Origin of the sequence: uncultured Bacteroides sp. (assembly GCF_902472605.1) — a bacterium.
Lineage (GTDB): Bacteria > Bacteroidota > Bacteroidia > Bacteroidales > Bacteroidaceae > Phocaeicola.
In genome coordinates, this window is record NZ_CABROP010000059.1 from 1 (window position 1) to 14527 (window position 14527).

At 48.3% G+C, this 14527-nt stretch carries 11 protein-coding genes; 3 read left to right on the plus strand and 8 right to left on the minus strand.

The features are described 5' to 3' along the window. Positions 1 to 52: 52 nt before the first annotated feature. Positions 53 to 457 (minus strand): DUF1810 domain-containing protein, encoded by a 405-nt coding sequence (locus tag RDP42_RS11545; RefSeq protein ID WP_374046982.1) that lies wholly within the window; start codon positions 455 to 457, stop codon positions 53 to 55. A 344-nt stretch (positions 458 to 801) separates the two neighbouring features. After that, positions 802 to 954, minus strand: a complete 153-nt coding sequence (locus RDP42_RS11550; RefSeq protein ID WP_308763799.1) for a hypothetical protein — start codon at positions 952 to 954, stop codon at positions 802 to 804. A gap of 33 nt (positions 955 to 987) precedes the next feature. On the opposite strand from RDP42_RS11550, the gene RDP42_RS11555 reads away from it, so the two are divergent. Continuing rightward, positions 988 to 2922 (plus strand): AAA family ATPase, encoded by a 1935-nt coding sequence (locus RDP42_RS11555; RefSeq protein ID WP_308763800.1) that lies wholly within the window; start codon positions 988 to 990, stop codon positions 2920 to 2922. 61 nt (positions 2923 to 2983) lie between these two features. On the opposite strand, the gene RDP42_RS11560 is transcribed toward RDP42_RS11555, so the two are convergent. Further along, positions 2984 to 3811, minus strand: a complete 828-nt coding sequence (locus RDP42_RS11560) for an alpha/beta fold hydrolase (RefSeq protein ID WP_308763801.1) — start codon at positions 3809 to 3811, stop codon at positions 2984 to 2986. 20 nt (positions 3812 to 3831) lie between these two features. After that, the gene (locus tag RDP42_RS11565) at positions 3832 to 5805 is read right to left on the minus strand and encodes an alpha-L-arabinofuranosidase C-terminal domain-containing protein (protein WP_308763802.1); all 1974 of its coding nucleotides are present in this window, start codon (positions 5803 to 5805) and stop codon (positions 3832 to 3834) included. Between the two features lie 189 nt (positions 5806 to 5994). On the opposite strand from RDP42_RS11565, the gene RDP42_RS11570 reads away from it, so the two are divergent. Continuing rightward, positions 5995 to 7533: a helix-turn-helix domain-containing protein gene (locus tag RDP42_RS11570; protein WP_308763803.1), complete on the plus strand. Its 1539-nt coding sequence runs from the start codon at positions 5995 to 5997 to the stop codon at positions 7531 to 7533. Here the strand turns inward: RDP42_RS11570 and RDP42_RS11575 are convergent. From RDP42_RS11575 to RDP42_RS11590, 4 genes are all read right to left on the minus strand, one after another. After that, the gene (locus RDP42_RS11575; protein ID WP_308763804.1) at positions 7530 to 8039 is read right to left on the minus strand and encodes a lipocalin family protein; all 510 of its coding nucleotides are present in this window, start codon (positions 8037 to 8039) and stop codon (positions 7530 to 7532) included. The two genes, RDP42_RS11570 and RDP42_RS11575, sit on opposite strands and share 4 nt — an antisense overlap. Positions 8040 to 8301: 262 nt before the next feature. Further along, positions 8302 to 9399, minus strand: a complete 1098-nt coding sequence (locus tag RDP42_RS11580; RefSeq protein WP_308763805.1) for a DUF4932 domain-containing protein — start codon at positions 9397 to 9399, stop codon at positions 8302 to 8304. A 52-nt stretch (positions 9400 to 9451) separates the two neighbouring features. Continuing rightward, positions 9452 to 11506 (minus strand): hypothetical protein, encoded by a 2055-nt coding sequence (locus RDP42_RS11585; protein ID WP_308763806.1) that lies wholly within the window; start codon positions 11504 to 11506, stop codon positions 9452 to 9454. Between the two features lie 427 nt (positions 11507 to 11933). Then, positions 11934 to 13172 (minus strand): DUF4377 domain-containing protein, encoded by a 1239-nt coding sequence (locus RDP42_RS11590; protein ID WP_308763807.1) that lies wholly within the window; start codon positions 13170 to 13172, stop codon positions 11934 to 11936. A 175-nt stretch (positions 13173 to 13347) separates the two neighbouring features. Here RDP42_RS11590 and RDP42_RS11595 point away from each other — a divergent pair. After that, on the plus strand, positions 13348 to 14527 hold a 1180-nt coding region (locus tag RDP42_RS11595), incomplete at its 3' end, for an AAA family ATPase (protein ID WP_308763808.1).

The following is a 14527-nucleotide window of genomic DNA, read 5'->3' on the forward strand; positions in this document are numbered from 1 at the left end:
TTTTATCAATGACGGGCAACTTACTATCTTTTGATCTTATATCGAACTCACGTTATTTAGAGAAATACGCTTTCAACACCTCGGCAAACACATCGTCCGGGGAGACCTTGTCAAACAGCTGCATCGAACTGTGCAGTTTCAGCACGTCCACCTCCGAACCCATCAGTTGCCGTACTGTACGATGCCCACGATGCGCCAGCAAAGCACGGGTGATTTCCCGCAAACGAGTCCCTAACACCGGATGTGCCAGATAGGCCCGGGCCTCTTCCTCACCGTCCAGTCCGTAGAATTGGGAGTTGTAGCTATATCCCAGTCCCTTCTCCTGAGGGAAGATATACCAAATCCAATGGCTCTGCTTGCCGCCCTTGCGGATTTCCTTCAATGCTACGGGATACATGTCTTCCTGAGCATCCAGAAACCGTTGCAGATTATAATTTGTGTCACCCATATTCTTCATTTTTATCTACACTCAAAATTAGGGATAATCTTCCAATCCCACAAGCGCTTTACCTGCATTCTTTTTCCCGTTATATCCGTGGATGTTTTTCTTTTTTTCAGACAGAAGAACAAAAAGAACATAAGTTTTTGTACGCATCCCACGCCGTTATTCATTATTAATTATTCATTATTAATTATTCATTTATTCTTCTTTAATTCAAGAGTTATGCTTATCTTTGTCACGAACCTCCGCCTAAAGGAGATTTATCGCACTTTGATTTGATATACAACAAATGATCGTTAAAGATGTCACACCGAGTTTTCGTTACGTTCCGCTGAGGTCCTGACCGGATTTTTCTCAGCTTAGGAATCGAATGAATTATTGCTTCCGACAAGGAGGCCGGGATTGTTGTGCTCTTTGACGTACCAGCCGCGCACCTCTCTTTCAATGGGGAAACGAGAGGGACTTTCTACTCCCGCAGACCGTTCGTGCCTGCAGGTTTCAACTCTATTCATTTATTTTTTCACTTTAAAATCCATTTGTTGTATATGAAAAATCTTATGTTACGTGTCTCCCGCACTTTTTCTGAAGAACTTTATGCTCCCGAATACGCTCAGAACCACCTCGCTGTAGAACTCTCTCATCCCGATGGCTTTACCGATACACAGGAACTTTCCATCCGCGTATATTCCGATGAATACCGCTTCTTAGGTTGCGATGCCCGCAAACTGCCGAGAAAAAATCTTCGCAAAGTCCGCTTCGACATCTGTTCTGATGAGGTATGGGGTGTCGGCCTCTACCGCATCTATGTCTACCGCAATGGGCACCCAATGGGATGGGCCCTCGTGGAACTCTATGCCGGCTACGAACGCTGGGACAAGACCGAGGTAGAGGATTTCCAGAGACGACCCGAAGAAAAATACTTTGCCGAGAAATTCTGCTTCCTGCCCTTGTTCGACCGACTGCTACGGGAGGGAAGCGACGGCAACTTCATCCGGCAGTTCATCGAACTGTTCCATGCCCTTGACAGCCGTCAGCTTCCCGTGCCCCACTTGCTCGTGACGGGTGACCAAGCCCGTACCTGTGCCATCCGTCTGTTAGCTTTCCATTTCTGTGAGAAGAAGGCATCGCTCTGTTACCATTTCTCTTTGCGAGAACTGCTGAACGGTTCTTTGAAATGGCCCCAGCTTCAGCAGAAAATCAGTCAGAAGAAGGTGGTAGTGGTAGAAGTGCCCTACCTGACCTACTCCGACCAAGATACCCTCATGGTCGACCTGTTAGGACAGTGGCTGGAGCAGAACGCCTCGTCTGGCCCCCGCTTCATCTTCTACGGACTGTTAGCGGCCACCTGCCAGCTACGGACCTACAGTGAAGTGATGGAACGGCTCTTTACCGAGCAGAATACGATTTATACTCCCGACCGCCCTGCCGATGCCGACCCGGATGAAGAGACTCCGGCCGACTTACTTGCCCTACCGTTTGACGAGGAAGACATGCTGCTGAAAACCGACATTCTCACGCCGGAAGAAACCGATGCCCTCAAGTTGGATGATTCTGACGACCAGTCAACGCAAGCATCCACCGAAGAGGTCCTCGATGCCGAACAGGCCTTGCAGGAGATGGTGGGACTGACGCGACTGAAAGAGGATCTGGAGGAAGCCCGGATGCTGGCCCGCTTCACCCAAAAACGGCAGGAACTGGGACTCGACACCTCGCACGAGAACCGACACCACATGCTGTTCCTCGGTAATCCCGGTACGGGAAAGACTACGGTGGCCAAACTCATCGGACAGATGTACCATCGGATGGGACTACTTTCCGTGGGGCATACCGTGGAGACCTGCCGCACGAACCTCGTGGGTGAATTCATCGGAGAGACGGAAAAGAAGACCAGAGAGGCCATCCAGGAGGCACGGGGCGGCGTACTCTTCATCGACGAGGCCTACACGCTGGTAACCACCCGGGAGGAAACGAGGGATTTCGGCAAGGAGGTCATCCATGCCCTGCTCCCCGTGCTCTCGGAACCTAATCCCGACCTGATTGTCATCCTGGCCGGCTACGAGGACAAGATGCAGTTGCTGATGCGCACCAACCCGGGCTTGCAGGACCGCTTCCCGCTCCAATTCCACTTTGACGACTATACGGCGGACGAGCTGCGAGAGATGGCACACCGCTACCTGGAGAAACAGAATTTCCAGTTGACGCCTGCCGCAGACGAGGCCCTGTACCGCCTCATCGTGGAAGCTACCAACCACCGGGACGAACATTTCGGCAACGGGCGATGGGTGCACAACCTGATAGAGCAAGGCCTCATCAAGAGCATGGCCCGACGCATTATGTCGCTACCTACCCTACCCGATGACACCCTCCTGTTCCGTACCATCGAGATGGAAGACGTACAAGCTGCCAGCCATCACCTCTGCGGCAACCGGGTGCTGAAACTGGAACCGCAGCCCACACGCCGCATCGGCTTCCGGGCTTGAGACACGAAAAGAGGTGCAAGTTTTTCCCTGCACCTCTTTCCCTTTTCACAACTGAAATCGTCTATAACTTTCTCAAGACAAAGTCTGCCACAGCCTCACGAGCCTGTGCGTGGTGCTGCGGATTAGAGAAACCATGATCTCCTCCCGGAATTACTTTCACCTCACACTGCCGATACTTCTTTTGTGCGTTTTCCAACCAGCCTCCGGCCACAATTCCATCCTGATCGCCATACACCATAAAGACTGGTCCCGTGTAATGACCTATCTTATCCAGTACAGGCAACCCATTTATTTGCTCATAATACACACGTCCCAGCTTCATGCCCATCACCTCCTGTGGTTCGTTGGAATGTGCTTCAAACAGACGCAACATGCGAGGAGCTGTTTCAGGAATCAACAAAGCCGGATAGACCAAAATCAAGGCCTTATACATTTCAGGATGAGCAGCAGCCGTCAATGAAGCCACCAGTCCTCCCTGACTGCACCCCATAAGTGCCACACGGGTAGAATCCACAAAATCCCATGATTTTACCGTACGCGTAATGTCTTCCACATTCTCCTTTTCCGTGAAAATGGTCATTTCTGTGGTTTTTCCCTCACTCCGGCTATGGTTTCCTCCACCGCAGAAATCAAAGATATAACAAGCTATCCCCTGTTCGGCCAGACACTCGGCATAAGGCTGGAGCTCTTTATGAGTGCCATTATATCCGTGCGCCATGATGACAAGCGGTTTCTTCTCACCGCCTGTGTCCGGCAGATACAGCATACCCCAGATATCTTTTCCGTCACGCGCCTGGCAATGTATTTCGCGCGTAGTAAAGGTGCCAGCCAGCAGCCAGACCACCGGCACGCACATCAGCCATAAGCTGAACATCATTCTTTTTCTCATCGTTTTTCCTATTTAGATTCTCATTTCCCAGCCTTTATCCGAAGAATCGTAAACGAATTGGGCTGGAAGGTATATTCAAACTTTTCTCCGATTCCCTTACAGGTATGGGTGCGAGGCACAATCTTGCAAGGATCATCCATCGTATTTTCCTCCTTCTTACTGCTGGCCGACAGACTGATTGCGGTTCCCTCCTCTGCCAATGTGCCTCCCTTCACCTGAATCACAGGTGTATAATCCTGATCAGTCGCATTCACCACTTTGATAATCAGCTCGCCCGTCTGCTCATCGTAACCCGCAGCCATATAACGGCGTGAAGCAGCCGACAAGTCTGCCGTGGCTGTAAAAGGCACATTGTAGGTCGGACGGTTGTGAGCATACATTTTCTGCACATAATAAGACGCACGCCCCATTACCTTCTCATTATCAAACCATATCAGATTAGTAGGCCAGTCTTTCCGATGATGATTCTCCAGCAGCGGCGCATACGAAGCCATCTTCACCAAATCGGAATTCCGCTCTACTCCCGTAAGGAAAGCCGCCTCAGCCAGTGCCGCATTCATATTGGCCTCGGTGATTACAGCATATTCCCCGATATACACGTCATATTTACCCTGTTCCATTTCATCAAACAGACGGTCATTTTCATAAAAGAAATCAGCTTTCACATACCAGTGAGGATCTATCATGTCTGCTTTTTCCAACTTTTCGCGACTAGGAGAAAGCTGAAGCGTGGAGATGAAAGTGATGTCCGGATACTTGGCTTTAAGAATACGGTAGAAATAATTATACCGTTCGGCATAGTGGTCGCCCACCTGCTCATTACCCAATTCCACATATTTCAGGTTAAAAGGTTCCGGATGACCGGCTGCCGCCCGTTTGGCCCCCCACGGGTTGCTGGCCGGTGCAGTGGCATAGTCTATGGCATCCATTATATCCTGCAAATACGGAGCATAGTCTTCCGTCCAGTCACCATTGCGTACTGAACATGACAAGCCCACGTTGGCTACGAACATGGCTGCGGCTCCTATATCCTCGCAAAACTGCAAAAACTCATGATAACCGAACCCCCAGGAACAATGGTAATTCCACAAAATCCATTCGCTGTGGCGCTTCATCGGATCGCCCAATGTTTCCTTCCATTTGGCACGGTTTTCCAGGGTAGCCCCTTCCACAATACATCCTCCCGGCCATCTGACAAAACCTGGCTTCAAGTCAGCAATCATCTGGGCCACATCCGGCCGCATGCCGTTCTTTCGTCCCATAAACGTACGCTGCGGGAACAATGATACGTAATCCACATAAATGTCACCCGCTTCCGCAAATACCAGTTGCAGGGTCGCCTTATAATCGGTAGTCTTGGGACGAAGTACTGCCTTCAACTCCTGCCACTGTCCGTTTTTCTGCACCTGGAAAGTATGGGATGCCAGCACCTTTCCTTTTTCAGATACTATACGGGCCTCAATCTCCCCGGCATAATTGTCCGGATTGACATAAAACCGCAAATCATAATCGTCTTTTCCGATGATCCGCATCCCCCAGTATCCGGTATTTTCCAATACCACTTCTTTTCCTTTCATGTGCAACCGCATGGCATTCGGAGTGGCAGCGTCCAGCGGTTTTTCGTCCGTCACTTCCCATGAAGCCTCTCCTGTCAGTTTCCATCCGTCCGTTTTCAAGGAATCCGTATTCCATTTTATTTTCCAATCCCGATAGTTTCCGTGCTCATAGTTCAAGCTGTGAGGAGCCACTGCATACCCGTCCTTCCACGTCATGCCCGACGGAAGCACATGCTCCTCAAAATTACGATTCCTCACCAACTCAGCGTATAGTCCACCATCGCCGGCATGATTGATTTCTTCAAAAAAAACGCCATACAAGCCCGACGGGACCTCGTGTCCTTTCTGCGTCAGATCAATATGAATGTCCTGCGCGCAGACAGAAAAAGTGGTGGCTGCCGATGCCATTATCCAAGCCATTACTTTCAGTTTTACCATAGTACATGTTTTTAGTTAAAACAGATTTACAAATACATCTCTATTCTTTCCCGGGAGAATTGTGAGCTAAAATTACCACCCTCTTCTGCTGAGACCTTCTGCCATTTGAAGGATTTATGCTGGCAAATGACGTTTTTTTGCGTATATATGCTAACTTTGAGGCGTGAAAAACACCTAATCCCCTCAATCATGAGCAGATTCTTGCAAATCATCCTATTGTGTATCGGACTATGCGCCAGCTATTCCCTGTTTGCCTCTCCCCGTGTCAAACTTGCCACGATATGGGCCTATGGTGATACGGTCACCCATTCACCCACGCTTGACACCAAACAAAATAACCTGCGTTTTTATTGTACGACCATTGAAAATATTCCTGCCGACTCCGTGGAATTCGAATTTATGCTCGAAGGCTATGAATCTCAATGGAAACCCGCCTTTAAGGGAGGATGGTACTTCTACACCGATTTGCCCCCGGGCGAATACATATTCCATGCCCGATGCAGATACCATCATCAATCATGGGGCCCCGTTCTCAGCCATTCATTCGCCATTCTTTGCCCTTGGTGGCAAACCCAATGGGCCTATCTTCTGTACGGCATCTGTTCCTTCAGTCTGCTGGCCTATATTGGCCATCTTGTACGAGGAAAAATCAAGCTGAACAACCAACTCCGGATTGAACAAGCCGAAAATCGCTTCCGTTACCAGTTCGTCATTCAGGCCAGCCGTGATTTCCGCACACCACTCACCGTGATTCGCTCCACGATTGAAAAGCTGGCCTCCCAAAAGGACAACCGTTTTACCCGTACAGACCTACAGCATCTCCAGCAAAGCAGTCGACAACTCATGCAGATGGTAGAAAACCTGCTGGAATACCGCCCCACCGACACCCAAGCCGAAAAGGATACTGCAGAGGTGCTGGAAATGACGGATGTACCGATGAACAACCGGCGTGTGGCCGTGGTAGAAACCGACCCCGTACTGGCCGATATGATGAGAAGGGAACTGTTGAAATACATGCAGATTGAACTTATATCCGATGGAAGGCAAGCCCTCGAAACCATCCGGCAATCATCCCCTGAAATTGTGGTACTGGATACTCACATGGCCGAAATAAACCCCTATGCTTTGCTCCATGAAATAAAAAAACAAGCCGACCTACCCGTCATCTTGGTTTCCGACTTCGACAACAAGCACAGCCTGCTACGAGCCATCCATTCCGAAGCCGACGACTATCTGGCAAAACCTTTCAGCTGCGAGGTGCTGGCTGCCATGCTGTTCAGACACCTCAAACGGTATGACTTGAAGAAGAAAGCCCCCCACGTACTTTCGAAATCCGTGCCATCTGTCACAGCACCGACTGCTGAAAATAGTGCGCTGCAAGTTCCCATTGTCGAAAAACAGACCGACAAACGCTTCCTCGAACATTTGGACCTGCAAATCAAGGCCCACCTGTCGGAGGTGGACTTTGATGTCAATGCACTGGCTGAAAACATGAGAATAAGCCGTAGCCAACTTAGGCAAAAAATCAAAAACTTGTATGGAGTCACCCCTGTGGAATACCTGCGCGAGCAACGACTCAACCACGCAGTCCAATTACTGACAGACACCGACCTGACGGTACAGGAAATCATGTTTCAGTCAGGCATGCAAGATCCTACCAACTTCCATCGACGGTTCAAGGAAAAGTTCGAAGTATCTCCTTCGCAATACCGCCAGCGCGGCCATTAATTAAACACCAGCCTATCTGTATCATATCCGCGTTTCCGCAGCTCGTCAAGAAGTTGCTGAAGCACATCGTCAGGAAGTTTCTCTTCCCGGCTCATAATCCAGAGATACTTGTCACTGCTGCTGCCAATCAGCACATAGCGGTAGTCCGGGTCAATGTCGAGCACATAATAGTCGGCATAGAACCACAGGAAGAACGATACCTTCAGTTTGCCAGGGTCGTTCGGGTCAGGCTGTTTTGCCTTGCCCGTGATTTCCTTGTATTTTCCGTCCTTGTATCCCGCGTTCAGTACCTCGATACGCCCATTCGGAAGCAAAGTATAAGTAGCCGTCACACGGCTCATCCCCTTTTCAAAACGATGGTCGTAGCGGGCTATCTCATACCATTTACCCATGAAGCGGGCCACATCGAATTGTTTCACCGTCCGGTTGTCTATTTGGGTGGAGTTTCCACCCTGGCAACTGCTCAATCCTAACAGAGCACACAAAAGAATCAAGATTTGTTTCATCCTATGTCTATTTTAAGGTCAAAAGTATGCAAATCAAAATATAAAAGTCAGCAACTGACCTCTCAAAATTAAGAAATTAATTTCTATCTTCAACGTATCAAGGGCTAAAGATTTTTGCCAAATTTCGCCGAAACAGGACAGTGCATTTCCTTAACCGGAAGATGAAACAAGGTTTCTTCCTGGAAGAAGTGATTGTATGTTTGACAGGCATTTTTCCGGGCGAAAAAGGAAAAGCATCTGCGGCAAACGGAAAAAACAGATTCTACTTTATTGCCTCAAATCGTTCATTTTCCGTCTGAGCATATCCTTTGAAGAAGTCTATCACATTCGGATAGAAATTCTCAAAGTTGCTATATTTTGCTTGCTTCTTTTCGTATTTTCTCAGTAGGCTCACCAATTCCGGCATCCACCTGAAGTTTCGTTGCATCTGTTCCAACAGTTCATTTCTTACTTCTTCCGGTTTGTATGCCTTATCCAGCATATAACAAATCACAGCTGCGCGGACAAGTGACTCGTTGATCATGGTTTTCCAATTATTGTATGCCTGTCTCGACATACTCCATTGTGAAGACTTGAACAAATCTGCGGCGGCAGGCTCAAGTTCTTTTACGTATGCAGGATATTTATTTTCATCCAGATAATGATTGATGAAAGAATGGTTAAATTCATGAATCAGTGTCGGCAGATATTCCTTGCTATACATAGGCGTATCTTCCTTATCCACGTAATAGCCTACCACCGCAAAGACTTCCTTCTTTTTCCCTTTTACCTGCCGGTCTACTCCATAGTTTCCTCCGCCGTTGCAGAAACCGATGATCACCGAAAAAACTTCCTGTGGTTCATTGCCATAGAAACGAGGATACCAGTCTATATCAAAATGGTTGATGACATTGTCTTGATAAGACTTGATTCCCTTTTCATAAAGGCTTTTATGGGCTTTGAAAAACGCATTGAATTCTGTATCCTTATAAAAGCTATTGAGATGAGACAGAAATTCACCTTTATCCACTTCCTTCCATCTTTTGTCCAAGGTGGGGACGTCTTCTTCTATCAATGAAAGAGTACCGTTCCGATTGTCCAGATGGATAGCCATGGACATGACCGCATCGAAAGAGATGCCATATCTGTTTCTGAGTTCTTTCATGTACTGGACAGCCGGATGCGCAGTATTATCCTTAAAATAGCTGTCCATGTCTTTTATGTACTGCCCTGCCATATCCATGTGATATTCCTGAAATCCGGCCATGCGGGACAAGATACTCATCAGTTCCACGTTTTCATTTACCTGCGGAACGACTGACTGCGCCTTTACCCAAAGACAGCCCATGAGCAAGGCAAAAAGAATCATACATTTTTTCATATCGTAAATGGTTTTATTATTCATGAAACTTGGGAATAGCATCTGTTCCTGCTTAGAAAGACTTCAGCAACGAACTGTTTACCGTCCTGTCCACCTCCTGTCTCACCTTCTTCGTCTGGCGGCCGAAGTCGAGGGTGTAGGCCAGTTTGATGTGGCAGTACCGGCTGTTTGTATTGAAATCTTCGTCCGAATCGTACGCGTAGAGTGCATGCTGGAACGTCTTTCTGAACTTCCGGTCGGTGAAGGGAGATACGAGATTGACCTCCGCAAAGAAATTCCCCTTGCTGTACGTACATTCCAGTCCGTAATTGACGGGAGTCTCTTCTATACCCAGCGAAGTAGTATTGACGATTTTGTTTCTGAAATTGATATAGGGAGAAAGACTGAAATCCCCCAGATAGACATTGGCATTGAGGTTGCCCGTCAGGTTACGGCTGCCGAATTCGCACACGGAGTGGACAGACGTATAGTTGTATCTTATATCGCCCGACAGACTGAACGTCCGGTTGAACGTGTGCGAGGCCGCCAGTATCGCCCCATAGTAGTGGATGTTCCCGCGGTTGGTGAACGACTTGACGAGATAGGTATCCTCTGCATAATAGTCGTGGACCACCGGATTATGCTCCAGCTTGTACTGGAGGATGGCCGAAAGCCCCGTTTTCTTTATCTTACCGGAATAATACAGGTATGAATTGAAGGAGCGTCCCACTTTCAAGTAAGGATTTCCCGTCTGTACCAGGTAAGGATTGAGTCCGATGCGGGCCTGGTTAATGAGGTCCATCCCGTAGTTGTAATTGTTATAGGACGAAGACCATAACAGCATCCCACTTTTCAGCTGATACTGGAAGTTGAGAACGACACGCGGCGACAGCTTGCTGAGTTTTTCACTGCCGTGAAGCCGGTACTGGAGCCAATCCACCCCCACTCTTGACCGTAGCGACAGCTTCGGGGTAAAGGCATAATTGTAGGAAAGGAAAGCCAGCGATTCGTTTTTCCAGAGCGACTGGTCCAGCGGATGACTGCCTGCATATTGCGCCTTCCACACGTGATGGAAATCGAACAGCTCGACCGAGAAAGAATGTTTCTCCTTGGAGTAGTTGTAGAGGGCAGACACCTGGAAGCCTCCGGCATTTTCCGACTCATAGGAATCCGATTCAAAGTCCGGCTCCCTGTAAGTCCGATTATACAGGTTACGGGAATAGGTGCCGTGCAGACCGAAAGTAAAACTTTGCGTTTGGGAAAGAGGAAGGGTACCCGTGAGGTCCAGTTTGGGTGACAGGCTCTTCTGGTCGGTGGAAGTAGTGAATGCGGACACCTCGTCACCCGTGCGGACGGTTCCGGCCACTTCGCTGCGGGGAGAAGCATTGTTTATCAGCGACAGTTTCCCCACGATATACCGTCCTGCCTTCTGGCGCTGCAAGCGGAACTGCACATACTCGCTGTGCTTGGAATAAGCTTCATCGGAACCGCTTGTCCGGTCGACCGACTGGCCGGGCAAGGCATAATGTTCAGCCATCCCGGTCCGGTTATTGCCGACTTCAAAATAATTGGCTCCGGCAAATACAGAATAGGTCGTATGCTTCCGGTTGAGAGTCGTAGCAAGATTGTAATCGCCATGCGTATATCCGATTGTCTGCAAGCCATCCAACTGCACGTAACCTCCCGCCTTGTATTCCTTCAGTATAAAATTGACGACAATCTGGTCTTTCGCGTATTTCCCGGTCGGATTGTCATGATATTCAATCTTTGCAATGTCTTTCGGACGGAGCATCCGGACATCCCTCTCATCGGCCGGTTGCCCGTTAATATAGAACGACACGGGCATCCCCATTGCTTCGGCCTTGTTCGACTGCGTGTCGACAATCATGCCCGGTATCATCAACCGTTTCAAAACCCCATATCCGCTGTTCGACGATTTTTTCTGCTGGGTGTTGGGATATATCACAAGATGATTGTCCACACGAGTGACATTCGATGCCACAATGGTCACTTCGTCCAAGGCGACCGTCCGGCTGATGGAATCATTGGACGAGGTCTGGGCAGCCATACTGAACGGGAATGACAGAAGAAAACATCCCATCAGTATTTTGGATACGTGTTTATTCATTCTGGTTATTATGAAAAGATTGATATTCCGGTTGTCATCATCACGTTCACAAATGTAGAATATTTCTTTCGAAAAAATGTGAACTTCTTGACGATATTCAATTGCTACCTGCAACTGCTCATCCACACCTCACGTCATCCCTTCGGCTGAAGGCTTTACCAGTATACAAAGGTTAAATCACTATTTCATTGACATAAAATATTAACCTAACCAGTTTGTAAAAAATATGATAAAGTCAAGAATCCTTTCTATGAATTTATCGAGTTTTCTTTTTACGCCTTTCCAATATATTCTTCTCATAACCCATCATTTCAGTAATCCATCACAACAGCAACCTTGAGTGCTGACTTTTATTCTGAAGCCTAAAAATACAAAATAAGATATAGATCATAAAATCCACCTATCGATTTTTTATGCCTGCCAGGCATTATTCTTTTCTTTTTACAAACAAACTGTTGTCTTTTACATACTGTCCTCTGCAAAAGATAGGATACCCGTAGGTTTTTCCATCTCGGAAAGGACTCTTCAGATAATCTGCCAAAGCATCAAACGAATCATTGACTATGGCATTCTGGTCCACCTCCGAAGCCGTCAGCAAAACGATTTGGGCTGTGTGTAAGGCGCCGTGAGGCTGGCTGTATTCACGCACGAATGCACCTTTAAAGGCCGATAACACATCCTCATAAGGAGACTCGCTGGCTATTACAAAGTAAGCGCTCGTCCCGTAAGTCAGTCCACATACACACACCAGGTCGTCCAGATGGGACGGCACATTCACGAACAGTCCGTCGGCCGGCATATCCATCGATACCGTGAAACCTTTGAAAACAACCTTGCCGACTGTCAGGCTTTTTACCTTTTTCATGTCGAACTTCTGTCGGCAGATATCTTCCAGTGTGCGGCTAAATGTTGGGTTTTCCATGAAGCAGCCACTCAGGCTTTCCAGACTTTTCACTTCGGCCAGCTGTGCGGTATAAGGACGGCCGGGAGTCATATAACTTGCATATTCCTCCGAGTTTATCGCTTCTTTGATCTTTTTCAAGTACTCAAAATGTCTGACCTTCTCCATGGTGGTGAGATAATAGGGATTGGAAAAACTGAATGTCAGGTCTATAGGTCTCTTTTCGTCTGTAACCTCCCTGTCGAAGGAAGTGGCAAACGCGCTTTTCGGATAGACTGCTCCTACATAAATATTTGGACGATGGGCAAAAGCTGGCCATATTTGTATGCCCAGATAGGAAGTACTGAGGTCTATATCGGATTCCTTGCGGTCATCAATGAGGAAAGTCCATTGCGGAGACGACGGAGCGATGGAAGTGTCCTGCATAATCTCAAGCAACTTGTATCTGACACGGGTACCGTCAGCCAGCGGGGCGACCAAGGTCTGTTTTTCTACTTTCAAGACATATTCATGTCCCTGCTCGTACGTAAATCCGGTGATTCCTTTAAAGGAGAGGTTCGAATATTCCGGTCTCCCCTCTTCTTTGACAAGCATACATTCAACCGGTCGGTCGCTTCCCCAAGGAACATACGTACTTGTTTCGGCAGACACATACATGCGGATGGTTTCCACCTGATCTTTAAACTCGTCTTTTTCGTGGCAGCCGATAAGGCTGAGTGTACATAGGAACAGCACAAAGATTCCTGATAAGTTTTTTGCTTTCATACTTGTTATTTTTAGTTATGTCTAGTCACGTTTTGGAACTTTCATCATTTTATAAGAACGCGGGAAGGTCAAAATACCCCTATCCCTTCGCATTAAAAAATTGAAATCCCGTAAAAGTTATTTGAAAGGAACATAGAAATCACTACATTCGCAGTAGAATCAAAATCCAGTGGTTATGAGCAAGCTATATCCGGTAGGAGTGCAGAACTTTGAAGGCCTGATACATGACGGCTATGTGTATGTGGACAAAACCGCTTTGATTTATCAATTATTCAATACCGGATGCTATTATACGTTGACGCGTCCGCGACGTTTCGGCAAGAGTCTGCTGCTGTCCACCCTCGAAGCCTACGCGCAGGGAAAGAAGGAACTTTTCAAGGGACTGGCGCTCGAAAAACTGGAGAAAGACTGGACGGTGTATCCGGTGCTGCACTTGGATTTGAATACGGAAAAGTATGACACGGAAGCAAGTCTGGAAAACAAGCTGGAACTGACCCTGAAACAATGGGAAGCGGAATATGGCTATAATCCGGACGAGTATTCCGTGGCAACCCGTTTTGAGGGTGTTATCCGTCGCGCATGCGAGCAGACAGGCCGGCGGGTGGTGATTCTCATCGACGAATACGACAAGCCCATGCTGCAGGCCATCGGCAACGAAGCCTTGCAGAACGAGTATCGCAGCACCCTGAAAGCGTTCTACGGGGCGTTGAAGTCCATGGACGGCTGCATCCGCTTCGCCCTGCTGACGGGAGTGACCAAGTTCGGAAAGGTCAGCGTGTTCAGCGATTTGAACAACCTGATGGACATTTCCATGGACGACCGCTATGTGGAAATCTGCGGCATCAGCGAGAAGGAAATCCATACGTATTTTGAAGAAGACATTCACGCCTTGGCCACGGCTACGGGGATGACTTACGAGAAAGCGTGTGCGGAACTGAAAGCCAATTACGACGGCTACCATTTCACGGAAAATGCCGTGGGCATGTACAATCCGTTCAGCCTGCTGAACACCTTTGCCAACCGACGCTTCGGCAGCTACTGGTTTGAAACAGGTACGCCCACCTACCTCGTCGAACTGCTCAAGCTCCACCATTATCCGATAGAGGACCTGGAACACATCGTCACCAGCCAGCCGGTATTGGACAGCATCGACACGGCCTCCACCGACCCGATTCCGGTCATCTACCAGAGCGGCTACCTCACCATCAAGGGCTACAACAAGATGTTCGAGAACTACACGTTAGGCTTCCCCAACCGGGAGGTGGAACAGGGCTTCTTCAAGTTCCTGCTGCCCAACTATGCGTCGGTGAGCGTGAGCAAGTCGCCCTACCAGATTCAGTGCTTCGTGGAGGAAG

Excerpts from the sequence above, each read along its gene's own strand:
- RDP42_RS11590 (WP_308763807.1), bottom strand. The coding sequence starts at position 13,172 with ATGAAAGCAAAAAACTTATCAGGAATCTTTGTGCTGTTCCTATGTACA.
- RDP42_RS11555 (WP_308763800.1), top strand. The coding sequence starts at position 988 with ATGAAAAATCTTATGTTACGTGTCTCCCGCACTTTTTCTGAAGAACTT.
- RDP42_RS11545 (WP_374046982.1), bottom strand. The coding sequence starts at position 457 with ATGAAGAATATGGGTGACACAAATTATAATCTGCAACGGTTTCTGGAT.
- RDP42_RS11575 (WP_308763804.1), bottom strand. The coding sequence starts at position 8,039 with ATGAAACAAATCTTGATTCTTTTGTGTGCTCTGTTAGGATTGAGCAGT.
- RDP42_RS11585 (WP_308763806.1), bottom strand. The coding sequence starts at position 11,506 with ATGAATAAACACGTATCCAAAATACTGATGGGATGTTTTCTTCTGTCA.
- RDP42_RS11565 (WP_308763802.1), bottom strand. The coding sequence starts at position 5,805 with ATGGTAAAACTGAAAGTAATGGCTTGGATAATGGCATCGGCAGCCACC.
- RDP42_RS11580 (WP_308763805.1), bottom strand. The coding sequence starts at position 9,399 with ATGAAAAAATGTATGATTCTTTTTGCCTTGCTCATGGGCTGTCTTTGG.
- RDP42_RS11550 (WP_308763799.1), bottom strand. The coding sequence starts at position 954 with ATGAATAGAGTTGAAACCTGCAGGCACGAACGGTCTGCGGGAGTAGAA.
- RDP42_RS11570 (WP_308763803.1), top strand. The coding sequence starts at position 5,995 with ATGAGCAGATTCTTGCAAATCATCCTATTGTGTATCGGACTATGCGCC.
- RDP42_RS11560 (WP_308763801.1), bottom strand. The coding sequence starts at position 3,811 with ATGAGAAAAAGAATGATGTTCAGCTTATGGCTGATGTGCGTGCCGGTG.